22 protein-coding genes are annotated in these 25,713 nt (G+C 56.8%); 7 read left to right on the top strand and 15 right to left on the bottom strand.

What is annotated here, in order from left to right:
- Positions 1 to 26: 26 nt before the first annotated feature.
- The 10 genes from PG871_RS09555 to PG871_RS09510 all read right to left on the bottom strand — a co-directional run bounded on the left by PG871_RS09555 (position 27) and on the right by PG871_RS09510 (position 10,491).
- Positions 27 to 1,016 carry a nuclear transport factor 2 family protein gene (locus tag PG871_RS09555; protein ID WP_270728898.1) on the bottom strand — a complete coding sequence of 330 codons (990 nt, stop codon included), beginning with the start codon at positions 1,014 to 1,016 and terminating at the stop codon, positions 27 to 29.
- Between the two features lie 5 nt (positions 1,017 to 1,021).
- A complete protein-coding gene (locus PG871_RS09550) occupies positions 1,022 to 2,059 on the bottom strand; it encodes a LacI family DNA-binding transcriptional regulator (protein WP_443020484.1) in 1,038 nt (345 codons plus the stop codon).
- Complete coding sequence (locus PG871_RS09545; RefSeq protein ID WP_270728896.1) at positions 2,059 to 2,823, bottom strand: SDR family NAD(P)-dependent oxidoreductase; 765 nt, start codon at positions 2,821 to 2,823, stop codon at positions 2,059 to 2,061. The genes PG871_RS09550 and PG871_RS09545 overlap by 1 nt, the downstream gene beginning before the upstream one ends.
- On the bottom strand, positions 2,820 to 3,872 hold the full coding sequence (locus tag PG871_RS09540; protein ID WP_270728895.1) for an ester cyclase: 1,053 nt from the start codon (positions 3,870 to 3,872) through the stop codon (positions 2,820 to 2,822). Before PG871_RS09540 ends, PG871_RS09545 begins: the two co-directional genes overlap by 4 nt.
- A 7-nt stretch (positions 3,873 to 3,879) precedes the next feature.
- A complete protein-coding gene (gene hisD, locus PG871_RS09535) occupies positions 3,880 to 5,208 on the bottom strand; it encodes a histidinol dehydrogenase (RefSeq protein WP_270728894.1) in 1,329 nt (442 codons plus the stop codon).
- Positions 5,209 to 5,218: 10 nt separating this feature from the next.
- The gene (locus PG871_RS09530) at positions 5,219 to 5,749 is read right to left on the bottom strand and encodes an ester cyclase (protein ID WP_270728893.1); all 531 of its coding nucleotides are present in this window, start codon (positions 5,747 to 5,749) and stop codon (positions 5,219 to 5,221) included.
- Between the two features lie 127 nt (positions 5,750 to 5,876).
- Positions 5,877 to 7,034 (bottom strand): carbohydrate ABC transporter permease, encoded by a 1,158-nt coding sequence (locus PG871_RS09525; protein ID WP_270728891.1) that lies wholly within the window; start codon positions 7,032 to 7,034, stop codon positions 5,877 to 5,879.
- A gap of 2 nt (positions 7,035 to 7,036) precedes the next feature.
- Positions 7,037 to 8,059: a carbohydrate ABC transporter permease gene (locus PG871_RS09520; RefSeq protein ID WP_270728890.1), complete on the bottom strand. Its 1,023-nt coding sequence runs from the start codon at positions 8,057 to 8,059 to the stop codon at positions 7,037 to 7,039.
- Positions 8,060 to 8,153: 94 nt separating this feature from the next.
- Positions 8,154 to 9,362 (bottom strand): ABC transporter substrate-binding protein, encoded by a 1,209-nt coding sequence (locus PG871_RS09515; RefSeq protein WP_270728889.1) that lies wholly within the window; start codon positions 9,360 to 9,362, stop codon positions 8,154 to 8,156.
- Between the two features lie 76 nt (positions 9,363 to 9,438).
- Positions 9,439 to 10,491: an ABC transporter ATP-binding protein gene (locus tag PG871_RS09510; protein WP_270730846.1), complete on the bottom strand. Its 1,053-nt coding sequence runs from the start codon at positions 10,489 to 10,491 to the stop codon at positions 9,439 to 9,441.
- Positions 10,492 to 10,676: 185 nt separating this feature from the next.
- Between PG871_RS09510 and PG871_RS09505 the strand changes: the two genes are divergently transcribed.
- Complete coding sequence (locus PG871_RS09505; protein ID WP_270728887.1) at positions 10,677 to 11,687, top strand: ester cyclase; 1,011 nt, start codon at positions 10,677 to 10,679, stop codon at positions 11,685 to 11,687.
- Positions 11,677 to 12,555 (top strand): amidohydrolase family protein, encoded by an 879-nt coding sequence (locus PG871_RS09500; RefSeq protein WP_270728885.1) that lies wholly within the window; start codon positions 11,677 to 11,679, stop codon positions 12,553 to 12,555. The genes PG871_RS09505 and PG871_RS09500 overlap by 11 nt, the downstream gene beginning before the upstream one ends.
- Before the next feature lie 905 nt (positions 12,556 to 13,460).
- Here the strand turns inward: PG871_RS09500 and PG871_RS09495 are convergent.
- Together PG871_RS09495 and PG871_RS09490 are read right to left on the bottom strand one after the other, a co-directional pair.
- The gene (locus tag PG871_RS09495) at positions 13,461 to 14,564 is read right to left on the bottom strand and encodes a glycine cleavage T C-terminal barrel domain-containing protein (RefSeq protein WP_270728884.1); all 1,104 of its coding nucleotides are present in this window, start codon (positions 14,562 to 14,564) and stop codon (positions 13,461 to 13,463) included.
- Between the two features lie 12 nt (positions 14,565 to 14,576).
- Complete coding sequence (locus PG871_RS09490) at positions 14,577 to 15,050, bottom strand: MarR family winged helix-turn-helix transcriptional regulator (RefSeq protein WP_270728883.1); 474 nt, start codon at positions 15,048 to 15,050, stop codon at positions 14,577 to 14,579.
- A 94-nt stretch (positions 15,051 to 15,144) separates the two neighbouring features.
- On the opposite strand from PG871_RS09490, the gene panB reads away from it, so the two are divergent.
- From panB to PG871_RS09465, 5 genes are all read left to right on the top strand, one after another.
- Complete coding sequence (panB, locus tag PG871_RS09485; protein WP_270728882.1) at positions 15,145 to 16,011, top strand: 3-methyl-2-oxobutanoate hydroxymethyltransferase; 867 nt, start codon at positions 15,145 to 15,147, stop codon at positions 16,009 to 16,011.
- A complete protein-coding gene (locus tag PG871_RS09480; RefSeq protein WP_270728880.1) occupies positions 16,008 to 17,096 on the top strand; it encodes an aromatic ring-hydroxylating dioxygenase subunit alpha in 1,089 nt (362 codons plus the stop codon). Before panB ends, PG871_RS09480 begins: the two co-directional genes overlap by 4 nt.
- A 258-nt stretch (positions 17,097 to 17,354) precedes the next feature.
- On the top strand, positions 17,355 to 18,221 hold the full coding sequence (locus PG871_RS09475; protein WP_270728879.1) for a helix-turn-helix transcriptional regulator: 867 nt from the start codon (positions 17,355 to 17,357) through the stop codon (positions 18,219 to 18,221).
- Between the two features lie 96 nt (positions 18,222 to 18,317).
- Positions 18,318 to 19,661: an aminomethyl transferase family protein gene (locus tag PG871_RS09470; protein WP_270728877.1), complete on the top strand. Its 1,344-nt coding sequence runs from the start codon at positions 18,318 to 18,320 to the stop codon at positions 19,659 to 19,661.
- A gap of 21 nt (positions 19,662 to 19,682) precedes the next feature.
- Positions 19,683 to 22,910: a reductive dehalogenase gene (locus PG871_RS09465; protein ID WP_270728876.1), complete on the top strand. Its 3,228-nt coding sequence runs from the start codon at positions 19,683 to 19,685 to the stop codon at positions 22,908 to 22,910.
- Positions 22,911 to 22,915: 5 nt separating this feature from the next.
- On the opposite strand, the gene PG871_RS09460 is transcribed toward PG871_RS09465, so the two are convergent.
- From PG871_RS09460 to PG871_RS09450, 3 genes are read right to left on the bottom strand one after another with little or no spacing between them, the layout of a single operon-like run.
- On the bottom strand, positions 22,916 to 23,764 hold the full coding sequence (locus tag PG871_RS09460) for an MBL fold metallo-hydrolase (RefSeq protein ID WP_270728874.1): 849 nt from the start codon (positions 23,762 to 23,764) through the stop codon (positions 22,916 to 22,918).
- On the bottom strand, positions 23,761 to 25,179 hold the full coding sequence (locus PG871_RS09455) for a sulfatase-like hydrolase/transferase (protein WP_270728872.1): 1,419 nt from the start codon (positions 25,177 to 25,179) through the stop codon (positions 23,761 to 23,763). The genes PG871_RS09460 and PG871_RS09455 overlap by 4 nt, the downstream gene beginning before the upstream one ends.
- On the bottom strand, positions 25,179 to 25,652 hold the full coding sequence (locus PG871_RS09450) for a MarR family winged helix-turn-helix transcriptional regulator (protein ID WP_270728870.1): 474 nt from the start codon (positions 25,650 to 25,652) through the stop codon (positions 25,179 to 25,181). The genes PG871_RS09455 and PG871_RS09450 overlap by 1 nt, the downstream gene beginning before the upstream one ends.
- Positions 25,653 to 25,713 lie beyond the last annotated feature (61 nt).

The raw sequence follows: 25,713 nt of genomic DNA, 5'->3' as shown, positions 1-25,713 counted from the left end.
CAAAGGCAGATATGTCAGCGCGCAGCTCACCCCTGCCCCGTTTGCATCAGGATCTGTTTCCAGACCGATGTCTCGTCAAAAAGCGTGTATTCGCGGCGGACCTTTGGCTGATCCGAAACGAGCGCGCCAAAATCAGCATGACTGATACCCAGCACGTAGACCTCGGCTCCGGTGGGCGCGCCAAAAGCCCCCCAGCCTTCGTGCTTGCCCCAAAGGCTCCAGCGGAGTGCGGCGCGGGGCGGCATCATTGGGTCATCGCGTCCGATCTGATGTTCGATTTTAAAGATCGCATTGGGGAAGCTGGCGCGCAGGCTCATCCAGAAACGGTCGACTGCTTCCCAGCCGTGACCGGTGACACCCCCCACATATTCAGAGTGCACCGCGCGGTCATAGTCCGCCTCGATTGCGGCGATGTCTGCCCCCATTATGCGGGTCAGAATGTCGGCGTATCGCCCGCCCCATTCGTTGTCGTTGCCTGTGCCCTTGTAGGGGCCAGGCTGGTCGACGTTTGGCGTCAGCGGCTGCACGCAATTCGCAACGCCGCCTTCTGTTTCGATCAGGTTGGCGGCGTAGTCTTTGGGATCCCAGCCCATCTGACGCACGATAGCGCCTTGATCGCGGATCAGCCATTCATCGTTGATTTGATTGTTGATCGCGTGGCAGTCCGCGAGAATGCGATAGCGTAGTTGTTTACCAGAGGCCTTGCCGTACACGCCGTCGGCCATATGCGTTGCCGTTGACAGGATGCGGTGGCTGGACAGCATGCCCTCTTCAGGCGTTCCGGACCAGATCACGTCCTCTCCCAGAAGCTGTCGGTCGGGGAATTCGGCCAAAGTGGCCATTGTCGCGCCAATCACGTTTTGATTACCCAACACAACAGAACCGGGCGAGCGCACAACAATATCATCGCTGTAATAGTGGTGCAGCGTCGCGATACCACGATCTTCCCAAATCTCCTTGGTGATGCCGATGATATAGTCAGGAAAATCCTGAAATTTGGGATCAAAGCCTTGCATGGGGGTTATCCTTCTTGGGGAGGCCAGGTGTCGGGAACGCGGGCAGAACCGCGAATGATCAAGGGTGCAGGAATGGCGACCTGCCGTGTCGCAGCCTCCCTCGGGTTTCCAATATGTGCCAAAAGGGCATCAACGGTTTCCGCCACCATCAGGTTGGCACGCTGGCGCATGGTGGTCAGATCATAAGCCCGCCAGGCAGAGGGCGGAACATCGTCAAAGCCGACCACAGAAACGTCTTCTGGAATGCGCAGGCCAAGGCCAAAGCGCAACTCGTCCATGACCGCAAAGGCCATATGGTCGTTGGCGACAAAGACAGCATCCGGGCGATCATCGGGTTTGACCGAGAACATGGCGTTGGCGGCGGCACGGGCATGGTCGACGTCAAATTCCCCTACGCCGTGGGCAAACAAAGCGTGGCCCTGCTCGGCAAGACCCGCACGAAACCCGGCCTCGCGGTCGCGTTGGGTCGATGCGCCTTCCCAACCGGCGATATAGGCGATTTTCTGATGGCCGCCTGCGACAAGAAACTGAGCGAGTTCACGGCCGCCCGCGAAATTGTCCGACGTGACACTTGAGACACCGTGGCTGTCTTCGAACCGGTTGAAGTGCACAACAGGCACACCGGCCTGACGGCATGTCCGTGACAGATCAGAAGACATGGCAACCGAGGCGGTCACGATTCCATCCACCTGATAATCCAAGATTTCCTCGACCACAGCGTCGATGTTTCCGGCTGTCTGCGAGGCCATAAAAACCAATACGTGGTAGCCTTTTTCCTGAAGTTCGTTGGACAGGATTTCCAAGGCTTCGGGATAGAAATAGTTGTCCAGATAGGCCACGACGAGGCCGATAATACGGCTTTTGCCAGAGACCATTGCGCGGGCCAGCACATTGGGTCGATACCCGAGTTCAGCGGCAGCCTTGCGCACCTTGTCGACTGTTTTTTGGCTGACCGAGGCACCGGGCGTAAAGACGCGGCTGACCGCGGATTGGCTGACACCGGCGCGTTCGGCCACCTGCAGGGATGTGACTTTCTCTACCATCAGTCTGCTGTCCACCCGCCATCGATCAACATCGAGGTGCCCGTCACAAGCGCGCTGGCGTCGGAGGCCAGATAAAGAACGGCGCCCATGATGTCTTCGACTTCTCCGATGCGGCCAAGTTTGATTTTATCCTCGATCCACGCGCGGCGTTCGGGGTTTTCAAATGTGCTGGCTGTGAGAGGCGTTTTGATAAACGTCGGGCAAATCGTGTTAATGCGGATGCTTTGTTTGCCCCATTCGATGGCCATCGCTTTCACCATGCCTTCAAGCCCGTGTTTGGACGCGCAATAGACGGCGCGATCAACGCCGCCGACGTGGCCCATTTGACTGGAAATATGGATGATCGACCCTGCTTTTCCTTTTGTCATCATAGCCTTGGCCGCGTAAGCGGACAGAAAATAGGCCGCGCGTAGGTTAAGCCCCATCACCGCGTCGTAATCCGCAGGCGTGGTTTCGATGGCCGGTGCGTGACGCGCAAGCCCGGCCGAGTTGACCACGATGTCAAAGCTGCGGGCGCCAATAAGGTCTTCAACCGCTTCAAGATCGTTTTGGTCCAACGATACAGCTTCGGCACTTAGTCCTTTCGCGCCCAAGGCCGCGACGGTTTCGTTAAGTTTCTCAACCCCGCGTGCCGCGCAAACCACATGCGCCCCGGCCTCTGCCAATGCAACTGCACAGCCCTGACCGATGCCTGAAGAGGCGCCGGTGACAAGTGCGGTTTTGCCGGCAAGTGAGAAAGAAGGGATTCGGGGCAATTGGGTCATCTGCTCATTCCATCGGGGATATTCAAGCGCGCCATGCTGCGTGCCTTGTTGAATTCTCGCAATCGGGCAAAGACGTCCACACCTAATTGGCGGTATGCGTCCAGCAAATCAACAAGGACCCAGTTTTCGCGAATTTTGCCGTCTTCGACCCGCCAGAAATCCAAACTGCGCATGGTGATTTTCTTGCCAGCGGGCGCGATGCCCATCCAACCGTCATGCGTCACCGTCTGGATCATGTCAGGCCAGCCCGTCACAGCGGCATAATCCCCATCGCCAAAGAAATGATAGGTGATTTCATCCACGTATTGTCCGCGATCCGGCATGCCATTCAGGAACGGAATTTGGTGCCAGTTGCGAAAGCCCGAGATGCCACGAGCTGTGCCTATACCCGCAGGTCCGTACCAGCTCATGCGCTCGTGCCAGAACCGTTCCATCTCCATCGAATGCGGGTCAGGGTCGCCGGGGTGTTTTTTCAGATGGTCCAGCATGTCGACAATGTGCTGGCAGGTCGCCGCGCCTTTGGCCGCATCGTAAGGACCCGGGACAAGCCCATCCGATGTTGCAGGGCCGGGCACGTGCCATTCTCGGCCCAATGACGGCGCCATTGGCCAAGCGTTGGCCTGCATCATCACGTCAGGGATGTCCCACAGCGCCTGATACTCCACCACTTTGCCGTCAACAAAGCGGAAGAATTCGTGGTAGCGCATCGCGACCTGATGCCCGGTCGGGGGAATGTCGAGCCACGCACCAGTAAAGACACCGGTGTAGTAGCCGCCGCAACCGACCCAATCATTGCCGAATTCATCTGGCCCCGCCATGACGATATAGTCGCGGCGTTCCAGATCAGGCCAAGCGTCAAACAAAGAGGCATAAGCCTCGTCATAAAAGGCTTGTGGTCCGGTTATGTCGCCAAACGGATGACACAGACGGAACAAAGCATCCGGTGTGGCCAGTGCGCTCAGCGCTGCACGAACGCCTTCTTCGGAGAAGTTATACGTGGCCTTCCGAAATGATTTGATCTGTTCTTTGTGCTTTGTGTGTTTGTCCACTTTCAGATCACTCCGCCGCCTCGCGATAAGGTGCACCTTCTCCGTAAGGCACGTTGATCCCGCCGTAGCGGCGCACGCGCACATTGCATTGCTCTGCGTGTCCCACGAACCCCTCAAGCATGCAAAGCCGCGAGCCATACTCGCCGATCATGGTTGCGGCCTCATCCGTCAGGACCTTTTGATAGCTGTGTGTTTTCAGGAACTTGCCGACCCACAGCCCCCCTGTGTAGCGCCCCGCCTTTTTGGTGGGCAGAGTGTGATTTGTGCCAATCACCTTGTCGCCGTTGGACACATTGGTGCGCGGCCCCAAAAACAAGGCGCCGTAACACGTCATGTTTTCAAGGAACCAATCGTCGCGATCGGTCATCACCTGCACGTGCTCGGATGCGATATCGTCGGCCACGGCCAGCATCTCGTCATAGGTGTCGCACACGATGACTTCGCCATAGTCTTCCCAGCTGACAGAGGCTGTGTCGGCTGTGGGCAGGATTTTCAGGAGGCGGTCAATCTCGGACAGGGTGTCTTCGGCCAGTTTGCGCGAGTTGGTGAGCAACACACAGGGGCTGTTGTAGCCGTGTTCCGCCTGCCCGAGCAGATCCGTCGCACAAATTTCGGCATCCACGGTTTCGTCAGCAATCACCATGGTCTCGGTTGGTCCCGCGAACAAGTCGATGCCGACACGACCGAAGAGCTGGCGTTTGGCTTCGGCCACGAAGGCGTTGCCGGGGCCGACCAGCATATGCACCGGATCAATGGTTTCAGTGCCGAGCGCCATGGCGCCAATCGCCTGAATGCCCCCCATCACGTAAATCTCATGCGCGCCGCCAAGATGCATCGCGGCGATCACCGCCGGGTTTGGTTTGCCGTTAAACGGTGGGGTGCAGGCCACAATGCGCGGCACACCAGCGACGGAGGCAGTTGCCACCGACATATGAGCTGAGGCGACCATCGGGAATTTGCCGCCCGGCACATAGCAACCGACAGATTGCACCGGAATATTCTTGTGCCCCAAAATCACGCCCGGCAGCGTTTCCACTTCCAGATCCAGCATGGTGTCACGCTGTGCCTGCGCAAAATTGCGAACCTGAGCTTGTGCAAACTTAATGTCGGCCAACTCGCGGTCGGTCAGCTGGGCCATCAAAGCGTCGATGTCCTGCGGGCTTAGCTTGAAGGACTTGGGCGAATAGGCGTCAAACTTCTCCGACAGGCTGCGCACGGCGGCGTCGCCGTTGACTTCGATGTCTTTCAACGTGGCTTCGACCACGGCACGGGTTTTGGCATCATCTTCGGCCCGTTCAGCTTGGTCCTTGCCGCGTTTGAGATACTCAATCGTCATATTATTGTCCTCACAAATCGGGGCGCGGAGCGGTTTTCTCTCCGCGATCAAAGGCTTCCCAGCCTTCACCATTGAACAGGTCAACGCCCAACTGGGCGGCGACATGGGCAAAATCGACGTTCACCCAATTGTCGACGATCTTGCCGTCGACCACTTTCCAGAAATCCATATACCGGATCTCAATCCGCTTGCCGGTCGGGGCAATACCGAGGAATTCGCCACTGTGCGTGGCCTCCTGACGACCAAAGGCCGCAGCCCATTCGCCCATATACAGGCGGGCCTCATCGATGCAGGTCTTGTCCGAGAACGCGGCTTGAAATGGACGCTGCCAATTGTCCTGGAATTCTTGCAAGCCGGTTTTGGTGCCGCAACCTTGGTTGCCCATCCAGCGAAAGCCTTGGGAAAAGAAATCGCCGATGTCATCAATGCGGTGGTCGTTCAGACCGTCCACCATGGTTTCGATCACGCGACGTGTTTCATCGGTTTTGCTCATGTCCGTGTCACGACTTAGCACGGCTTGTTCGGGGCGGGACCCTTTCATCAGAGGTCTCCTTTCAGAATGCTGTATTGGGTTTCAGAAGAGGCGAGTGGCCCCTTCAATATGAAATCCCTTGGCAGTCTGTTGAGCGCCGGATGGCGCGCCATGGCGCTATGACGGGCAGAGGAACTCATCCCTTTACCGCCCCTGCGGTCAGGCCGGAAACGATCTGGCGCTGGAACACCATGACAAGGAAGAAAAGTGGCGCCGTGATGGATACCGCAGCGGCCACAGCGACAACCTGATCGGTGGTGGTGGTTTCGCGGTTGAACATGCCGGCGATGGCCGGAACCATCGTCTGGTTTTGCGCATCCAGCAGCAGTGAGGTCACGAGGAAGTCGTTGTAAGCCAACAGGAAACTGAACAGGCCCGTCGTGATAACGCCGGGCCACATGACCGGCATGATCACGCGGCGGAAAGCCTGAAAGTGGCTGCATCCGTCGACCCGTGCGGCCTCGTCAAGTTCGGCCGGGATATTTTGAAAGAAGCTGCGCAGCATCCAGATTGTGAAGGGCTGGTTGATCGCCACAAGCACGGCGATCACGGCAAACGGTTTGCCGTAAAGCGTCGGGGCGTTTTCGCCAAAGATCGGCGCCAGCCATTCCGATGACGAGATGAACACCGGCAAATAGCCCGCAACCAAAACAGAGTGCGGCAAGGCGCGGAAGATCAGCGCGATGATCAAGATCCAGAAAGCGAGTTTGCTGCCGGAGCGGGCAAGCCCGTAGCCCGCGAGCGTGCCGACGCTGAGCGAGATCGTCACAACACCGGCGGTGATCAGCAGCGAGTTCTGGAAGTTGCGGAAAAAGCCGCGCTCAACCCAGACCGTTTTGTAGTGCTCGGTCGTCAGACCGACAACATCGACCCCCAGCGGGCCGACCATTGGATTCAACACATCCGAAATCCAAGGCACCACACCAAACAACGCAACCACAGAGCCTATGCCAAGCGCCGAAGCCCCAATGATCCAGCCAAGCCATTGCAGCCCGCCATCCATTGAGCCGCGCACAAAGGAAGGAAGCGTGCGGCTTGCCAGCCGGATCGTCAGCCAGATCGCACCAACGCCAAGCAGGATCTGCAGCACCGACATGCCATGACCGCGTGCCAGCGTTTCGGGACCCAAGATCACATTCAGCGCATTGCTGTCATAGGCATCAACCGGCGTCTTGAAGCTCTGGACCATGATCCAAAAGATCGGAAATGCGGCGATCAGACACCACAAGGCCAAAAAGGCGTTGGAGGTCAGGCGCAACGGCAGCGGTTGTTGTAGAGCACGAGCAGCGGACATGGTCAGTGGCCTCCTTGATGGTCGCGCCATGTGCGGCGCAGTAGAGGCACAAGCAGGAGCGCAATGCCGATCATAGTGAGCATGGCCGAGGCCGAGGCGCGGGAAATAGAGCGGTTGCCCGCCTGATCCGGCACGAGGAAGTCATAAGTCAGCCATTGCAGAGAGATCACGTGACCTTGGCTTGAGAAGCCGACAATTTCTTCGAACACGCGATAGCTGTCCATCAGGTGGATCATCGAAATGAACACGATCAGCGGCATCAGGTGCGGAATGACGATGTATTTCAGGCGCTGCCAGCGCGAGGCACCATCGATGATCGCGCTTTCGAGGCTGTCTTGATTGACGGTTTGCAGGCCAGCGTAGAACACGATGGCGGCAAAGGGCGCGACGTGCCAGACACGGTAGAACATCATCAGGATTTCGATGGTCCAGGCTTGGGCAAACATGGCGATGTCACGTTGAAGATACCATTCCATCGCGGCGGTCAAAATACCGTCGCCACGAAACAGCCAGTTGATCGCAAGCGCGCCAATTACGGGCGTTATGATGAACGGCAAAAGCGAGATAAAGATCACCGGCCCACGCACAGATTTGGCGGCGCTGTTGATCATCACTGCGATGGCCAGACCTGCGCCAATCACCAGTGGCAAGGTGATCAAAGTGAAGCTCAGCGTGAAACGCAGGGCTTTCCAGAAATCAATAGCTTGGAACGCGGCCCAGCTGCCGGAAGAAACCGCATCCCAAGCACGACCCAGTTCCAGAACATTGCGATAGCTTTGCAAGCCGACGAATTCGGTTTGCGTGATGATCGCGCCCTCCTCGTCCAACTTGGGTACAGATTGCGTTTCGGTGACACAGGTTTGGGTCAAAAAACCGGGCGTGCAGGTTTCCACTTCAACCAAGTCATAGATCGGTTGCGTGATGTAAAAGCTCTGCTGGAACACACTCACCAAAGGGAATGCAATAAACAGGAGCATCATAAAGACAGAGGGGCCGATAAAGGCGGCAAACGTCTTGAACTTCATTGTTCTGCCTTTCTCATGGTCCTGTGAGGTGAGGAAAGTTTTTGAAAGTCGGGGAGGACTCCGCCCTCCCCGTTTGGATCGAAATCGGGTGTGGTTACTTGACCAAACCTGCTTCTTTTGCGGCCGTCATATAGGCGGCTTCGATGTCAGCCAGAGTGGTGGACGCATCTTTGGTGCCGTTCAGGTAATCGGCGATGCCGTTGCCCAAAACGGTGTGCATGATGCCCATCGGACCAGACGCAGGATAGGGTGCTGCGCCGTTCGCGGCCGTTGCGGCGGCACCTGCGGCCAGCTTGCCCGGGGTGTAGCCTTTGATCAGCCACACCGCAGCATCGTTGTTGGCGGAGACCATCTCGGCATCGATGCCTTCCATTGCGACTTGAAAGGCAGCGTCTGCTTCTTCGTCGGTCATGTTGGACGCGAAGACCATACCGTCCCACCACAACGAAGAGGCGGGAGCGGCGGAGCCGTTGGGGGCAGCGGCCATCACCACTTTGCCAACAACCTGGCTTTCAGCTTCGTCGTCCATCGCGGCGGCACGGCTTGCCCAGAGGTTTGCCATGGCGATTTTGCCTTGCTGGAACTGCTGCTGCACATAGGTTGAGTCAGAGACGAGATATTCCGGATCCATATAGGCGGTCATGGCCTTCATGGTTTCCAGCGCCGCAACACCCTGTGGGTTGTTGATCGCGGGCATGTTGCCTTCGCCGATAAAGCTGCCGCCCTCGCCTAAGTACATGTTCACGAACTCTTCGCCGAGGTTCCAACCGGTTTTGAAAGTGCCGCCCAGCGGATAATCCACAACGCCGGCTGCTTTGATTTTCTCAGCTGCGGCAAGCACTTCGCCCCAGGTTGTGGGTTCGGCAATGCCAAGGTCTGCAAGAATGTCAGAGCGATACATCATGTGCTGCGCGTTCACCATCATGGCAATCGCCATGACTTTGCCATCCACTTTGATCAGCTGGTTTGGCGTCAGGTTTTGACCGTACTTGGCAACGAGGTCGTCCAAAGGACGAATGCTGCCCGCGTTCAGCAGCGGGATCATAGTTGCGTTGGCAACGCCGCCAATCTGGTACAGCGATGGTTTCGCGGCAAAGGCCTCGGGCTGCTTTTCGCGGAATTCCTGATCAAGCGAGGCTTGGAAATTTCCGCATTCGCCCATGGCGTCAGTCACAGCTTTCCAAGCTTCAAAGCCCGCCGAAAGCGATTTTAGCGGCACCGAGTTTTCAACCGCACAGCCCGCAAATGCGGCTGTCGAGGACATGGCGACCACACCGGCCGCAAGAAGTGTCTTGAGTTTCATTCGCGTTTCTCCCTGTTGTCGGTCCGTCGTGCACGTCCGGACCGTTCGTTTGCCCTTTTGGGCTGTTGTTGAGGCTTCAGCCTCCCAATCGCGCACCGCTTTCAGCTTCAAAGAGGTGGCAGATTTCGTTTGGCACCGAATAGGAGACCATGTCTCCGATTTCGGCGCGGAATGACTTGTCGGCTTTGACCGAGACCAGCGCCCCGCCAACACGGATCGAGATCATCGTGGCGTCCCCCAAAAGCTCGAGCGTGTAGATGGGCGCGGTGATTTGCCCATTGCCTGCTTCGGCGATTGACGCGTCCTCGGCGCGGAACCCAAGGGTCAATGGCCCGTCGGGGGCAGAGAGACCGGGAATTTCTACGCTTTCGGTGCGGAAGGTGCCGCCGGACATTTCACCCTCCATCAAGTTCATGGCAGGCGAGCCGATGAAGCTTGCCACAAAGGTGTTGGCGGGCATGTCGTAGATGTCGGTCGGGCTGCCGACCTGTTGCACGATGCCCTGCTTCATCACGACCACACGGTCTGCGAGCGTCATGGCTTCGATCTGGTCATGGGTCACGTAGATCGTAGTGACAGCCAATTCGTGGCTCAGGTTTTTGATCTGTGCGCGGGTCGAAACGCGCAGCTTGGCGTCGAGGTTGGACAGAGGCTCGTCCATAAGAAACACATTGGGTTCACGCACAATCGCGCGCGCCAAAGCGACCCGCTGGCGCTGGCCTCCCGACAGTTCAGCAGGTTTGCGGTGCAGAAATTCGTCGAGCTCGACCATCGCCGAAGCGCGGCGGACGCGCTCATCATGCTCTTCTGGGGCAATGCCCCGCACTTTGAGTGGAAAGCGGATATTTTCGTAGACGTTCATGTTCGGATAAAGCGCATAGCTTTGGAACACCATCGCCACATCGCGATCCTTGGGCTCCAGATCATTGACCACTTTTCCGTCGATCAGGATCTCGCCGTCGGTGGCGTCTTCCAGCCCCGCGATCATGCGCATGGTGGTGGTCTTGCCGCAGCCGGAAGGCCCGAGAAGCACAAGGAATTCGCGATCCGCGATTGTCAGATCAAAATTGTCGACCCCGACAAAATTGCCCCACCGCTTGCCAACATTGCGTAGCTGGATTTCGGCCATCATGTCCCCCTAAGACGCGTTCCACATGCTGGGAATTGCGTTTTGCATACGTTTGCAAAAATCGTAGTGACGCGAGGGCAGTTTTGGCAAGACATTTTTGCATACGTATGCAAAAATATGCCAAACCGCCCTCGCTGGCTTTTCGATTATGGATCAAAAGCCCAATAAAATAGGAGTAAAACCCGATGACAACGCCGCAGGCCGCCAAGCAGATTGTGCGTAATTTTTATGCGGATCTTGATGCCGCACCCGCCGAATCGCTTGCCGCGGTCATGGCCGAGCACTGTTCGGCCGACCTCTCTTGGCGCGGCTTTCACCCGTTCAACGAGATTATGGGCGGAAACGAGGTTGCCGCAAAGTTCTGGGCCCCCTTGCGCCAAAGCCTCACGCGACTGCAGCGCCGAATGGATATTTTCTTTGCCGCCGAGAACCGGTTCGATGACCCGGGCGGCACTTGGGTGTGCTCTATGGGGCATCTGATGGGGCTGTTTGACAAACCTTGGTTGGGGATACGCCCCACCGGCAAAATGGCCTTTCTGCGCTATTGCGCGTTCCATCGCGTTGAAGACGACAGGATTGTCGAAACCGCGATGTATTTCGACATTCCTCACCTCATGATGCAAGCGGGTCTTGCGCCCTTCCCCGAACAAACCGCCGCACAATTGGTGCAACCGGGGCCGATGACACATGACGGCTTGCTGTTTGAAACCCAGCCCGAGTCTGAGGGTAAAAAAACTCTGGCTGCGATTGAGGCGATGATCACCGATCTTGGGCAATGGGACAGCGGGCTGACGTTGGAGGATGAATTGGCCCAAACGTGGCATGATGACATGATCTGGTGGGGGCCAAGCGGCATCGGCGCGACCTATACAATTGAACGCTATGCAAAACAGCATTCCGGCCCCTTCCGTGAAGGGTTTAGCGAACGTTCCAAGACAAAACACATCTGCCGCATGGCCGAAGGGCATTATGGTGGCTTCTTTGGCTGGCCGAATTTCACGGCCGTCCCTTCTGGCGGGTTCATGGGCATGCCGGCGACAGGCAAGACCGGAGAGTTTCGCGTGATCGACATCTATCGGCGCGACGGGGAAAAGCTGGCAGAAAACTGGATTTTCATCGACCTACTGCATTTTTGGAACCAGCAAGGTGTCGATGTTTTGGCGCGAACAACAGGAATTTCCGGCCATGAGAATTGATGCGCATCACCACCTGTGGGATCTGAAAGCGGTGCATTATCCGTGGCTGATGGCCAAGGGCGAGACGCGGTTTTTTGGTGATCCCGCCCCAATCCAACGCGACTTCTTGATCCAGGAATTTTGCTGCGATGCAAAGGCCGCAGGCTTTGAAGGATCTGTGCACATTCAAGTTGGTGCAGAAGACGGGTTGGCAGAAGCAGAATGGGTGCAGTCTGTGGCAGACGCACATCCACATTGGCCGATGAAGCAGGTGGTGTTCTGTGATCTCACCGCAGCCGACCTCTCGGCGAAACTGGACGCGTTTCAAGCCCTGCCAACGGTTTGTGGTGTGCGCCAAATTGTCGGCCGCGCGCCGGGAGAAGATGCAGTGACTGGCACCAATATGTTGCGTGATGACCCCTCTTTTGCGCGCGGGCTGCAAATGGCAGGCGATCGCGGAGTGTCGTTTGATTTACAATTGATACCCGAATTGATGGCAAAAACCGCTGCAGTGCTTTCCAATGCGCCAGACACGCAAGTCGCTCTTTGCCATGCAGGCAGTCCGCATAACAGAAGCCCAGAGGGATTGAGGCAATGGGCCGATGCACTCTCGGGCTTGTCCGCGCTGCCAAATGTGGTGTGCAAATTGTCCGGTTTTGGAATGTTTGCCCATGACTGGACCACCGAAAGCATACGTCCCATTGTCGAAGTATGCCTTGATCAATTCGGGCCTGACCGGTGCATGTTTGGGTCAAATTTTCCGGTCGATAGCCTGTACTCTGACTACGCCACCTTGGTGGAATCGATCACATCGTTGGTTCCGGCTGCAGCGCAAAAAGCTGTATTGGGCGATACCGCCGCGGCTTTTTACGGTTTTTCGGATCTATAGAAGGCGACGCTTCTCTGCGTTGCGAATAAAAGCCAGTTGCATTTCTATTGGTTGCATTTTGTATCGATTGGCGGCTTAAAGGTGCATGTTTGATGCCTGAACGAAATGCGCGGACTTGCAATTTGCTTTGTCTATTTTGGGCTGGTGACCTGCCCCCAATGCCAGGGATGCAATCGCGGCCTCTGTTGCGCGCACCAAACCTCGGCACCTACCGTAGCTAGTTGACCCATTTCGCTCAACCTACGGCGCCCCTCTTGTCTCGGCCTTTCGACCTAACCTCATCAAAATGCCCAAGGGGCCATGACGATTATCCGCTCGTTACTAGAGCGCATTCGCATTGTGCCCAACGATGCTGATCCTTTGGACATCGAATTGGTTGGCGAATTGGCAGGCTTGTTGAGTTTGAAAGTGCCTCAGAACGAACAAAGACACCCGAAGGTGGCTTGTTCTTCTACAGTAATGGTTGCGGGGGCTCGATGCCAACGATATTTACGGCCTCTTTTCTCTTGTTCTACATAGTCGCCTTCACAATCCACTTTCAGATGTGCTCGCAACTCGAGGCGATGAGTTTTCTGAAATCCAAGGTCCGCTTAGCGAACGGAGTCGACCCTGGCCCGGTTGACGCGAATTGGGGCGAACGGCCCGAAGCCGCCGTTCGATCGGGATGTCGGATGCCGCGGTGCGGCCCGTCAGACCTGCCATTCGCTGCGAGTGCGAAATCTGGGGAAGATCGAACTCACACAATGCGGGACAAACCGGTTTCTGGCGGCGTCTAAGAAAACAACTGGTTTCAGCCCATTGCGGCCATTCGCTGCTATCGCAAATACGGACGGGAATCGAACTCACAGCCTACGGACTGGCCGGGCATTCACTACCTTGTCGCGGATGCCTTGCAGACAAGGCGACTAGAAGAACGGCAGCTGGCAGAGCGTTGCCGGGTCACGAAACCCACCGCGTATGACATCGACCTTGTCTCCGACTGCCGCGCCTACGTTTACCAAAGCGAAGCCGATCATCGATTGCGCACGCGGCGACCACGCCCCGCAAGTCATGTGCCCGATGGGCTGACCATTCTGCTGGATGGCATGCCAGATCGCATGTCCCGGGCGGCGATCAGCGTCATCAAGTACGATCCCAAGCTGCTGGCGTTTGATCCCGTCCGTTTTGATCCGCCGCAGCGCCTTAATGCCAACCACATCATCGTCGAGGTCCAGATCAACGTATTTGCCTAATCGAACCTCAAAGGGGGTAGTCTGATCATCGGTATCACCTCCAAAGGATAAAAGCCCGCTTTCGATCCGCTCAATCGGGCTGGGATTGCCAGGACCGATGCCCCATGTCTGCCCCACCTCTTTGATGATGTTCCAAAGCTCGACACCGCGAGATCCGTCCCGCAGGTAAATTTCAAACCCGCCCTGTTTGGAATAGCCAGAGCGTTGAATAATAACGGGGATTCCGTTGATCTCAGCTGGAGCGAACCAGAAGTATTTCAGCGCCCTCACCCAATCACCAAAGGCCGCGGCAACAACGTCCTCTGCCTTGGGGCCCTGAACTGCCATCGGGGAAACGTCCGGTTCACAAATCGCGACATCTAGCCTGCGTTCAGCAGCAATCGCCCTTGCCCACATCAGGATGTTGTTGTCACCAATAGACAGCCAAAACATGCCGTCTTCGTGTTTCAGCACCACGGGGTCATTAATCAAAACACCGCGGTGATCACACATCGGCATGTATTTTCCTTTGCCGACGTCAATCTTGGAAAGGTCCCGCACGGACAAGAGTTGCACCAATTGGGCGGCATCCGGGCCTTTGATTTCCACTTGCCGCTCGACACTCACATCCCACTGCGACACACCGTTCATCAAACGGGTATATTCCCGGTCCGGATCCCCGTAGGAGACGGGCATGAGCATGTTGTTATAGGGAGAAAAGGCAGTGACGCCCTCCGCAATTGTCGCCTCGTAATAGGGCGATACGCGCAACCTGGTGTTGGGTCCAATCTCAGCCATCTTTTATGTGCCTCAGTCGTCAAGTTTTGCGGTGTGAAGGGCCGCTTTCTTCAGGAGTGCCGTAAGGGTTGCGCGTTCTTCGGCGTTAAGAGCCGCCAAGACCTCATCTTGCCTGCGACTTAAATAGCCGCTGATTTCGTCATGTAGGGCGCGGCCCTTCGGCGTGATCTTAAGCTTTGATTGCCGACCGTCTGCCGGATCAGGACTGCGCTCGAGGTAGCTTTCGTTAAGCATCCGATGCACTGCGCGGCTGATGGTATTGCGCGGACGCCGCGAGATGCGAGCGACCTCCTGCGCCGTCAGAACATCGAAATGCGACAAACAGGCCAGTAAAATGTATTCGGCACGCACAAGGCCAAAGTCCCGTTTGATCTCGCCGTAGGCCGGGAAAACAATCGCATTGGCCAGATAGGTGACGCGATACGCCTCCGGATACTCGATCGTGTCGAAGATCCGCGTCAAATCTGTGTCGTTTGATCTGTCCATGATCTGTTGCCCATTGCCAGTTGCGTAAATCGTAGCGCATATTGTTCCAAATGGAACAACAAATGCGACGATTCCATGGTCGCAAAGGACCCAAATGACCTCAACCCGCAAGAAACTGACACTGCCAGAGCTGGCCGCAAAGAAGGCGGCGGGCGATCGGCTGGTCATGGTTGCCGTTGGCGAAGTGCTGACAGCCACTTGGGCCGAACGCGCGGGCGTTGATATCGTCGGTGTCGGTGACAGCCTTGGCATGACGTTGCATGGCCATGAGAACACGCTGGCAATGACCGTTGAACAGATGATCATGCACACGCAGGCCGTCCGGCGCGGGGCACCGAATACGCTCTGCCTCGTCTCGATGCCCTATGGGTCCTACTCGACGCCGGAACTGGCGGTCACGAACGCGGTTCGGATGATGAAGGAAAGCGGGGCTGACGCTCTCAAGCTGCAATTGGGTCGCGAGGGTGCCCATATTATCCGCGCCGTCGCGGACACCGGTGTTCCGGTGATGAGCCACGTTGGCCTTCTGCCGCACAAAGTCCACCAGATGGGTGGCTTCAAGACGCAGGGCCGCACAGCCGAGGCCGCGATGGAGATTGTCGCCGATGCCCGCGCGATCGAAGCCGCTGGTGCCATCGGACTTGAGATCGAAGCGATGCCCTTTGAGGTCGGCAAAGCCGTGGATGCGGCAGTGGACATCTTCACCTTTTCTATCGGGGCCGGTGCGGCGGGCACCTGTCAGCTGCTTAACGGCTACGATTTGCTTGGTGCTTTCGATACGTTCAAACCCAAGTTCGCCAAGCGTTATGCCAACCTCGCGCAAGACGCGACCGAGGCCTTCGCGGCCTATGCCGATGATGTGCGATCGGGGCGCTTTCCGGACGCCGAACACTCTTACCAAATGAAACCCGAAGAGATCGAGCGTTTTGCAGCGCTTTTGAACAGGGAGGATGCACCATGAAACATGAAAGCCGGACCAACGGTCAGACGATCCCCAACGGGATGCTGGAAGACAACTACCCGCGCAACATGTGGTGGGTCGCTGCCCACCGCGACGAGGTCACGACCAAACCGCTGGCACGTTGGTTGCTGGAAACTCCCGTCGTTCTCTATCGGTTGGAAGATGGCACGCCAGCAGCTCTTTATGATCGCTGCCCGCATCGTTGGGCACCGCTCTCCGAAGGCCATGTGCGCGATGACAAGATAATCTGTCCCTACCACGGGATGGAGTTCAACACGGCTGGCCGCTGCACAAAGGCCCCCACCCAGCATATGAAACCCAAAACCGCCGAGATCCCGTCCTTTGCCGTGCGCGAGGCCGGGGCCTACATCTGGATCTGGATGGGGGACCAAGATGCCATTGACTGCGATCCGCCCGAAGTCGGCTATCAGATTGATCCTGACTGGACGCCAGTGCATGGGTATTATGAGGTTGCCGCCAACTGGGTTTTGATACGCGAAAATGTGCTGGACCTCACGCACATCGCGTTCCTGCACAAGAACACCTTCAAGCAGGACGATTGGATCACCGCGCCCGACACATACATGGAAGGTGAAGCCATCTGCTACGAGCAGGAATTCGACCTCGCGCCGCTCTCTCCACTGTTTTGTGCAGGTATGGGCCTCCCTGAGGACAAACCCATCAAGCGTGTTCAAAAGGGCCGGATGCCGTCGCTGGCGATTTCGTTTTCGGATTGGAATGTTCATGATCCTAATCCCGACGCGGGCAAACGGTCTGACTTTATCGTGCGCGGATGCCACATCGTGACGCCCGCGCAACGCGGCAAGACCCATTACTTCTGGATGGCTGCGTTTGACGTGCCGTCGCTAACCGACGAGGTGGCCGAAAAGACTCGCGCCAGCGTCACGGCTGCGTTTGACGAAGACAAACACCTGCTTGAAAAATTGCAGGAGAGCGTCGCCAACGATCCGCGTGGATTGGGTTTCCTAGAGGTGACACTCGGGGCGGATGGGGCCGGCATCAAGGTCCGACAAATCCTTAATAGGAAACTCAAGGCAGAGGGCCGGTCGCTCCAACGCGAATAGGTTTGCCAACGGCAATTGGAGATAGAGGGTGCGGCGGAGTCCGTTCCGCCGACCGGAGATTGCACTGGTGTTCCTAGTCAGCCGTTTCAGGCTACCTAGACCGAAACCGCCGTTCGCAATCTTACATTGATCTTGAAGGTCCGTGCAATTTTCCGTTGTTAGCTCGACCGTACTGCCCCAACAATAAGCGGCCCAAAGCAGTCAATTAATGTCGACATCGCGCGTAGATTTAGTGCCTTACTATTTGCGCGATAGGTCTTGAGCATCGAGACCCTGGACGAAGTGGCCTTGGGGTTGTTTTTCTTTTTAAAAACTGCTCTTGAAGTGCTCATGCAAGAGTTTCCAGCTTCTTGGGACGAGGATTTGAGCGGGTTGCAGCGTTTGATAGCGATCGCGCCAAAGGTTGAATTTGGGAGCGCGGCTCTTCAATTTCTTTCGGGCATAGCTCGCATTGAAAATTTTGGGGCCTACCACATCGCAGACTTGTCCCGTCCGAACCCAGCATTGTCGTTTTGGTCTGGGCGCATCACCAGTTACTGGTTTCAACGCGATGCCGCATTGATCCTTGGCTCAAAAGACGCCCAATCCCGGATCATCTCGCAGATACGGGAAGCGCGGTCAGATGGTGTCCATATCGACCGATGGCACCCTAAGCCGGGTAGCAAACGCGAAGAAATCTACAAACGAAACGGTGTGCTCGAACGCGTGGCCGTTTCGTCGAGAGACGGTCGCTCGGGGCTTCGGTCCTTCTATTTGCGCAGCGCAGCAGATGGATTGCTCGATGAAAATGAATATGAAGCGCTCTGCAAGGTTCTACCCATCGTCCACGGCCTTATCGGGCTCAGGCATCAGATCGTCGGTACCGCGCGTCATGGGATCGACGATGGGGCCAATGCCACTCGGCTGAGGGACAACAACGTAGGGGGATTTGCTGGCCTGACGCCGCGCGAAACAGAGGTTTGTGATCTTCTTCTAGACGGACGATCGATCGCCGCGTCGGCATTGCAGTTGGATGTTTCAGAAGCCACCATTCGAACGTTGCGGCAGCGAGCCTATCGCAAGCTAAAAGTTGGCTCGGCTCGCGAACTCATGGCTCTGTTTATTCAAACGCCACACGCCACCTAGCGGTTGCGAACGACGCTTCGATTGTCATACTTTTAGATGACAGACCCAGCATGGTGACCAGTGTAGCCTTGGATCGTGGTTCAGGGAGGACGCACCATGACAACGCAATCATTGCAGGACAAGATCGACGCGCACGGCAACCTTTGGTCGATGCTCTACGATGGGCCCGTCCATCGGTTCGAATTTCCAGTTAAGCCCGAGTTTTCGAATTGGGTGGACGAACAAATCGCGTGGCGCACGTCCGTGATCTTCCAGAATATGTCGCATCACATGACGGACGTCTTCCTGCGCGGACCTGATGTCCTCCGCCTGCTTTCGGATCTGGGGATCAACTCCTTCGCCGGGTTTGGCCCCATGCAAGCCAAGCAATATGTCGTATGCAATTACGATGGTCAGTTCATCGGCGACGCGGTGCTTTTCTGCGAAGAAGAAAACGCGGTCAGCATCGTGGGTAAGCCGATGGCAGCAAATTGGGTGCGATATCATGCGGAGACCGGTGATTATGACGTTGAAGTTGAGCTGATCGATCGCCCGTCTCCCAACCTGACGGATCGCAAGCGGTTTCGCTTTCAAGTTCAGGGCCCAAATGCGGACGCGCTTTTGGCAGAACTGAACGGAGGTGCTTTGCCCGATATACCGTTCTTTAAGATGGGCCGATTCAACATTGGACCGCACGAGGTTGTGGCCCTAAACCACCGCATGTCCGGCTTTCCCGGTTATGAATTTTGGGGGCCATCTGAGGTCGGCGATGAGGTCCGCGACCTTATCCTGAAGGCGGGCGAGGAATATGACATAACCCAGATCGGAGGGCGCACATATCCGGTGACAGCCGCTGTTTCAGGTTGGGTCGGCTCGATCCTTCCTGCGATCTACACGGGGGAAAAAATGCGACCGTATCGCGAATGGCTTCCTGCAGGCAGCGCCGAAGGACGGCAAGCGATCGGTGGTTCGCTGGCAACAGGCAACGTCGAGGACTTTTACCGAACACCTTACGATCTGGGTTATGGCTTCATGATCAAGTTCGATCATGACTTCATCGGGCGCGCCGCGCTTGAATCTATGGCGCCAGAAACAAAAGGCAAGAAGGTCCGATTGGTTTGGAACCAGCAGGACGTTGTCGACATCTACGCGAGCGCATTTTCCGACGGGGACCGGCATAAGAAAATCGAACTGCCGGTTGGTAACTACTCCGTGGCCCCGAGCGATCGAATTCTGCTCGGCGATGAAGACGTCGGTGTTTCGTATTATCCGGCCTACTCCGAGGCGGATCGTGCGTGCATCTCGCTGGCGTCTATCCGCTCCGACCTAGCTGTCGACGGGCAAGAGCTGACACTGATCTGGGGAGAACCCAACGGTGGGTCTGGCAAACCAACTGTAGAGCGACATGTGCAAAAGGCAGTTCGCGTGATAGTCGATTCAAAACCGATTAAGCGCCATTGAATCTATGGAGCCCCGCCGGAAATGACTGCCCCAATCTTTTCTAACCGCAAGCGCGCCTTTCATTTGGGTCCGTTCCCGCTCGAGCGGATGAAGCGCCAGCCGGGGCGCATCACTAATGACGTGTCACCGATGCAGCGCGTCGATTACGACAAAAGTGATCGCCCCAGTTCGCTCGTCAACGCACTCGGCGAATATCAGGCGATGCTGGATGCAATCCGAGACGGGTTTATCAGCAAGACCAAGGCGAAATGCCCAGAAGACCCGACTGAGCGCGCGCGCCACATCAAGTCTTTCGCCTATTTTCAGGACGCGCCGATGGTCGCCATTGCGCGCATGGACCCGTCGGCGCATCTGGCTGAGCCGATCCGAAATCCAGGGATTGGCCTCCTTGCCGAAGAATTGCGGACCAAGCAGGTCAAATCGCTGGCGGCAGGTATCGAAACGACGATGGCCGACCTCAAAGACAGCATGGAGGCGCCGCCAACTTCGATGGAGGGGCATCGCTACGCTATCGTGCTCCTCTATCCTTTCGGCCGAGATCCGGAACCCGATGAGGCGGGCTTCGTGTGGATGCAAGATGCGCAGGCGCATCGCGCCTCTGTGCGTGCCTCGGAAACCGCTGTGGTCGTGGCAAATTACCTGCGGGTTTTGGGGTTCGACGCGCGGGCCCACAGTGGGTCAGCTTCAGAAGTTGATCTGAACTGGCTGACTGTCGCCTCGGGTCTGGCCTCGGTTGAAAACGGTGATCTGGTTAACCCATTTGTCGGCGACAGGTTTCAGGTCTCCGTTGTCACAACGGATTTCGAGATCACGCCTGACGAACCTCTCGCGCCACTTTCAGACCAGCCTGCATCGCTGACAAAAGGCGCTGCTTGGTCCTTGGGGATCGGATCAGCGAAAAACGCGTTGACGCTCGATCCTTTCGCGAAGCGCCCCTATGCAAAAGGCCCGCATCCATTCGAGGCCCTAAAGCGCGTCGACAAGCCGACGACCTATATTGACGAAGACCGCGTCGCCCGCGTGCCCAAACGCGCAGACATGTTCGCGCGCTCAAAGTTCGGAGATATGGGCAAAGCCAATCAGGAAGCTTCGCGCGGCGGATATTTCGCCCAGAAATCCCCACTGGCGCAGGCGTTGCGGCGACCGCTTGGGGCATTTCTTATTCTGCAAGATGGTGACCATGCCGGGACGATCAGCCCTGATGCGCTGGAGGCTCAGGCCAATGCGAATGGCATCAAGGCAGTGGCTTACTTCTTAGGGGCAGATGCCGTCGGCATCTCGCGGTGTCCCGAATGGGTCTGGTATTCCCACGATGCGGATGGTGATCCAATCACGCCCGAACACCCCAATGCCATAAGTATGATCATTGATCAGGGATTTGACACAACCGAGGGGTCATCGGGGGACGACTGGATCGCCGTCGTGCAATCGATGCGGGCCTATTTGCGGTTTTCGCTCCTCGGCGGGATCGTTGCCAAACACATCCGCAACCTTGGGTATAAGGCCCAGGTCCATACAAATGTGCAAAGCGAGGTCGTGCATCCGCCGCTTCTGCTCTTGTCCGGCCTTGGCGAAGTCAGCCGCATTGGTGAGGTCATCGTGAACCCTTTTCTTGGGCCGCGCCTCAAGTCCGGCGTGATCACGACGGATATGCCCTTAGCGCACGACAAACCGATTGATTTCGGCATGCAGGCCTTTTGCGAAGCCTGCAACAAATGCGCCCGCGAATGTCCGTCTGGCGCAATCACGGCTGGGCCCAAATTGATGTTCAATGGCTACGAGATCTGGAAGTCAGACAGCCAGAAGTGCACGACCTATCGTCTTACGCAAAAAGGCGGTGCGATGTGTGGCCGCTGTATGAAAACCTGCCCATGGAATGTCGAAGGTCTACAGCACGAAAAACCTTTGCGCTGGATGGCGATGAATGTCCCCGCCATGGCGGGCATCCTCGCCAAACTGGACGATGTCGTTGGCCACGGCCAGATCAATCCCAAAAAACGCTGGTGGTGGGATCTGAAATGGGCGCCGGACGGCTCTTGCGAGATGATCAATACGCAAAAAGAACCGCCAAATTACCGACAACTTCAAACCGACCTGAAACTCGACTATGCGGACCAGACACTTGCCGTTTATCCCGCCGATCTTGCCCCGCCGCCCTGGCCATTCCCATTTCCAATGGACCGGGAAAAAGGGATCGAAGCTTATCAGGCGTTGATCACCGCCAAGGAATACCAGCGACGGCTGGACGCGGGCGACGCCGCGCCAACCAAACACCGCGTCAACCCGCCCGGTGTTGCCCCCGTAATCCGTGTCGAAGTGACAAAGGCCGAGAAAATGACGGACGGCGTCACCAAATACGAACTCTCGTCGCTTGACGGAGAACCATTGCCCGAATGGACCGCAGGCGCGCATTTGGACATTGTTGTGGCCCCCGAATATTTCCGCCAATACTCGCTTAGCGGGGATCCGGCGGATCGGACCAAATACCAGATTGGCGTGTTACGCGAGGATGAAGGTCGCGGTGGGTCCAAACTTTTGCACCGCATCTTCTCCGAAGGTCGCAAGATCTTCGTCTCAAAGCCGATCAACCATTTTCCGCTGGCCTCAGACGGCACAAAGCACTTCTTGATGGGCGGGGGGATCGGCGTCACGCCCATGATCGCCTTTGCCCATGAATGCCATGCAAAAGGCATCGACTTTGAATTGCATTATTCGGCATCCAAAGCCGTAGATGCAGGATTCATAAATGATTTGAAGGGTTTTGAGTGGGCCGACAAGGTCACATTCCATTTCTCGGATCAAAACACGCGGGCCGATCTGGATAGAATTCTGGCCACCTATCGCCCCGGCTGGCACGTCTATACCTGCGGACCTGACCGCTACATGAACGGTGTCATCGAAGCTGCTGAGCGTCAGGGATTTCTCGAAGAGGCGCGGCATCTGGAGTATTTCTCGGTGCCCGAACTGCCCGAGTATGAAAACCACGACTTCACGCTGCGGCTCTCCAAATCCGGTCGAGATTTATTGGTACCAGCCGACAAATCGGCCGCCGATGTATTGATCGAAAACGGGTATCCGATTGATCTGAAATGCTCCGACGGGATCTGTGGGGTCTGCAAATGCGGATTGAAATCCGGCGAGGTTGAACACCGCGATTTCGTTCTGTCGAATGCGCAGCGCCAAGACGCAATGATCTTGTGTCAATCGCGAGCGGCAAAACCGGGCGGGATTGTCGAAATCGACCTCTAGAAACGTCAAATGTAAAAGACGTCGAGGTCTTCGAGGATTCCTGCGTCGCCGCCAAATCGTGCCGCCAAATCCTCCAGCGCTTTTTGGTGCCCTTCCTCGCTGTCCATATGCACGCGGAAGTGACTGAGATAGAGCCGTTTGACGCCACCACTTCGCGCCATTTCCGCGACCTGAGCAGGATCAGGGCAGAACGCCTGTGTCGCCGGATGCAATTGCTCGCCCGATCCGCGGTAGCACCAATGAACAAGGAAGTCCGCGTCGCGGCTCAGGGCCGTGATGTCGTCGTTGATACCCGTATCGCCCGAATAAACGAACTTTTTGCCTGCTGATGTCACTGCGAATCCAAGGCAATCAAGGATCGGTTCCGCGTGAGTGGCCTGCGCAGATGACAGTGCCCAACCATCACCCTGATAGGTGAAGCCTGCTTCGATTTCGGTAACGATCGGTGCCGGCCATGGCCGGGGCAAGGTGCCGCCGCGGGCGACCCAGACTTGCTGGCTTTGTGGGAGTTCCGTGCGTGCGCGCAGATCGTTATTCAGCACTCCGTTTGGTCCAAAATACCCTTCAGTGATTGCGGCAAGCGGTTTGGGCCCAAAGACCTTTAGGGGCGGGGCGCCTTCGTCCCATGCAGCATGCACGAGCCGTGCATAATCCATCATGTGGTCAGTGTGGTAATGAGTGAAGAATAAATGGGTGATATCACGGGGAAGTCGGCCGGATCGAATGAGGTTGTCAAACACGCCTCCGCCGCAATCGAACAGGATGCGGTTCTGGCCGATCTCCAAGAGGAACCCGGACGATGCGCGGCGCACGTAGGCCTCTGGCGAACCCGATCCGAGGACAGTGAGCTTCATGTTTCAGGCGGGGGTGTTGCCCCCGGTGCGCCAAGTTTCAGTGCGGCTTCTTTGCCGCCGTAGCTTGCAATCATCGCGGCTTGATCCGCGAAGGCCAGGGCATTGACCGCTTCGGGGTCAATGATCTTGTGCAGTTCTGCAGTGAGATCGGCCATCACCGCCGCGTAATCCGGGTCGGCGGCAATATTGGTGGCCTCCTCCGGGTCTGCGACAAGATCAAACATCTCCGATTCAAACCCGATGTAGGTGTTCAGCTTGAAGCGCCCCTTGCGCAACATGTAGGCCGCCGAAACCGCCCCAAGTGCGTGGTATTCGCTAAAGACAACACGATCGGGGTCGTCGTCGCGGGCAGCTATTTCAGGCAGCGGTTCCCCTTCGCAATCGAACCCCAGCCCAAAATGAGCGGGGATCGTGGCCGAAATGTCCAGAAGGCTGACCGGTGTGTGACAAGTGCCGACAGGAAGCTCAGGTCCCGCCATAATCAACGGCACCGAAACGGATTCCTGATATAGATTGGACTTCCCCCACAGTCCGCGCGTGCCGACGTTGTCGCCATGGTCCGAGGAATAGATCACCGTGGTGTCATCCGACAAACCGGCGCTCTCAAGGGCAGCTATGATGCGCCCCACGTTGTAGTCCATCCAACTGACGAGCCCGTAATAGGCCGCGACAGCGTCCCATCGCTCTGCTTCGGATTCAAACCGCGATTCGCTGTCCATCTGGGCATTCTGCAACGCGACCCAAGGGTGACACACATAGCCGTCCTTTGGGTTCATCTTGGGCGCTGGCAGGCTGTCTGGTGGGTAGAGGTCAAAAAACTCTTGCGGAACGACCAACGGAAAGTGCGGCGCGACAAGCCCCACGTAAAGGCACCATGGTTGATCATCTTGCGCATGGTCGGCCAGCCAATCCACGGTTCGGTCGGTCACTGCCTGATCGTAATCGGTGTATTTGCTGTCGCCCGGCCCGATGTAGTCCCCCAACATCCGGGGGGCTGGCGTAAAACGTTCGCTCTCGGCCCTGATTGAGCCCCACACCATGCCGACACCGCCTGCGACGTGCATCGGGATATGTTCTCGATCAAAACCGGCGGTGTCACCAACTTTGCGGTAGTGCAGCTTGCCGATGCTCTCTACAGGAATACGCCCTTTTTGAAGGCAATGTCCCCAACCTGGAACTTGCCCATGATAGGGCATCGCATTGTCCCAAAGACGATTTTGGTGGGCGTATTGCCCGGTTGCGAAGCTCGCCCGTGCTGGGACGCAGATCGGGGACGGTGTGTAGGCATCAGTGAATCGTGTGCCGCGGGCGGCCAATGCGTCTAAATTCGGTGTTTTGACAAACGGATGACCGGCACAGCCCATAGCGCGGGCCTGATGTTCGTCAGACAGAATGACCAAGAGATTTGACGCCATCAGATGTCCACGTCCTCGGCCGCTGTTTCCAGAACCTCCAGCATCTGGCGCAGATGCTTTACATCATCGTCGCTTAGCTTTGATTGCAGCTGCCGCTGGCGTCTGCGCATCGTAGGAAGGGCCAAATCGAACACTTCTTTGCCTTTAGGCGTCAGGCTTAGCAGATGGACCCGACTGTCCTTGCTATCCCCGGACGACCGAACCAGCCCTTCCAGTATAAGAGATTTGACATTGCGGCTGACGAGGCCCTTGTCCATCGCTGTATATCGGACCAACTCGGATGCCGTGACGGTCTCCGCGCCGCCAATGAACGCAATCATGCGCCACTGGTTCAGCGTAACGCCAACTTTTGCGGCAAGGATCTTGGTGGCTTGTGCGTTGAGCTTTTGATGCAAACGGGAAATGCGGTACGTCAAGAAACCGCTGAGTTGCGTCAATTGGGGATTGAAGTCTTGTGGGGTCTTGTCGTTCATCTTCCACCTCTGGACTCAACCATCATGGGAACTTGACCGCTCGTCAACCGGTTAGTTGACC

Origin of the sequence: Shimia sp. Alg240-R146, from assembly GCF_947331465.1 — a bacterium.
In the GTDB taxonomy this organism is placed as follows: Bacteria; Pseudomonadota; Alphaproteobacteria; order Rhodobacterales; family Rhodobacteraceae; genus Shimia.
The sequence above is the reverse complement of the archived record's forward strand: the minus strand, read 5'-3'. Positions and strand labels throughout refer to the sequence as shown.

What these genes read in the sequence shown, in the direction of transcription:
- PG871_RS09480 (WP_270728880.1), top strand. Translation starts at nt 16,008, where the DNA reads ATGAAACATGAAAGCCGGACCAACGGTCAGACGATCCCCAACGGGATG.
- PG871_RS09520 (WP_270728890.1), bottom strand. Translation starts at nt 8,059, where the DNA reads ATGAAGTTCAAGACGTTTGCCGCCTTTATCGGCCCCTCTGTCTTTATG.
- PG871_RS09500 (WP_270728885.1), top strand. Translation starts at nt 11,677, where the DNA reads ATGAGAATTGATGCGCATCACCACCTGTGGGATCTGAAAGCGGTGCAT.
- PG871_RS09460 (WP_270728874.1), bottom strand. Translation starts at nt 23,764, where the DNA reads ATGAAGCTCACTGTCCTCGGATCGGGTTCGCCAGAGGCCTACGTGCGC.
- PG871_RS09465 (WP_270728876.1), top strand. Translation starts at nt 19,683, where the DNA reads ATGACTGCCCCAATCTTTTCTAACCGCAAGCGCGCCTTTCATTTGGGT.
- PG871_RS09530 (WP_270728893.1), bottom strand. Translation starts at nt 5,749, where the DNA reads ATGAAAGGGTCCCGCCCCGAACAAGCCGTGCTAAGTCGTGACACGGAC.
- PG871_RS09495 (WP_270728884.1), bottom strand. Translation starts at nt 14,564, where the DNA reads ATGGCTGAGATTGGACCCAACACCAGGTTGCGCGTATCGCCCTATTAC.
- PG871_RS09510 (WP_270730846.1), bottom strand. Translation starts at nt 10,491, where the DNA reads ATGGCCGAAATCCAGCTACGCAATGTTGGCAAGCGGTGGGGCAATTTT.
- PG871_RS09525 (WP_270728891.1), bottom strand. Translation starts at nt 7,034, where the DNA reads ATGTCCGCTGCTCGTGCTCTACAACAACCGCTGCCGTTGCGCCTGACC.
- PG871_RS09555 (WP_270728898.1), bottom strand. Translation starts at nt 1,016, where the DNA reads ATGCAAGGCTTTGATCCCAAATTTCAGGATTTTCCTGACTATATCATC.
- PG871_RS09505 (WP_270728887.1), top strand. Translation starts at nt 10,677, where the DNA reads ATGACAACGCCGCAGGCCGCCAAGCAGATTGTGCGTAATTTTTATGCG.
- PG871_RS09450 (WP_270728870.1), bottom strand. Translation starts at nt 25,652, where the DNA reads ATGAACGACAAGACCCCACAAGACTTCAATCCCCAATTGACGCAACTC.
- PG871_RS09490 (WP_270728883.1), bottom strand. Translation starts at nt 15,050, where the DNA reads ATGGACAGATCAAACGACACAGATTTGACGCGGATCTTCGACACGATC.
- PG871_RS09470 (WP_270728877.1), top strand. Translation starts at nt 18,318, where the DNA reads ATGACAACGCAATCATTGCAGGACAAGATCGACGCGCACGGCAACCTT.
- panB (WP_270728882.1), top strand. Translation starts at nt 15,145, where the DNA reads ATGACCTCAACCCGCAAGAAACTGACACTGCCAGAGCTGGCCGCAAAG.
- hisD (WP_270728894.1), bottom strand. Translation starts at nt 5,208, where the DNA reads ATGACGATTGAGTATCTCAAACGCGGCAAGGACCAAGCTGAACGGGCC.
- PG871_RS09550 (WP_443020484.1), bottom strand. Translation starts at nt 2,059, where the DNA reads ATGGTAGAGAAAGTCACATCCCTGCAGGTGGCCGAACGCGCCGGTGTC.
- PG871_RS09455 (WP_270728872.1), bottom strand. Translation starts at nt 25,179, where the DNA reads ATGGCGTCAAATCTCTTGGTCATTCTGTCTGACGAACATCAGGCCCGC.
- PG871_RS09515 (WP_270728889.1), bottom strand. Translation starts at nt 9,362, where the DNA reads ATGAAACTCAAGACACTTCTTGCGGCCGGTGTGGTCGCCATGTCCTCG.
- PG871_RS09545 (WP_270728896.1), bottom strand. Translation starts at nt 2,823, where the DNA reads ATGACCCAATTGCCCCGAATCCCTTCTTTCTCACTTGCCGGCAAAACC.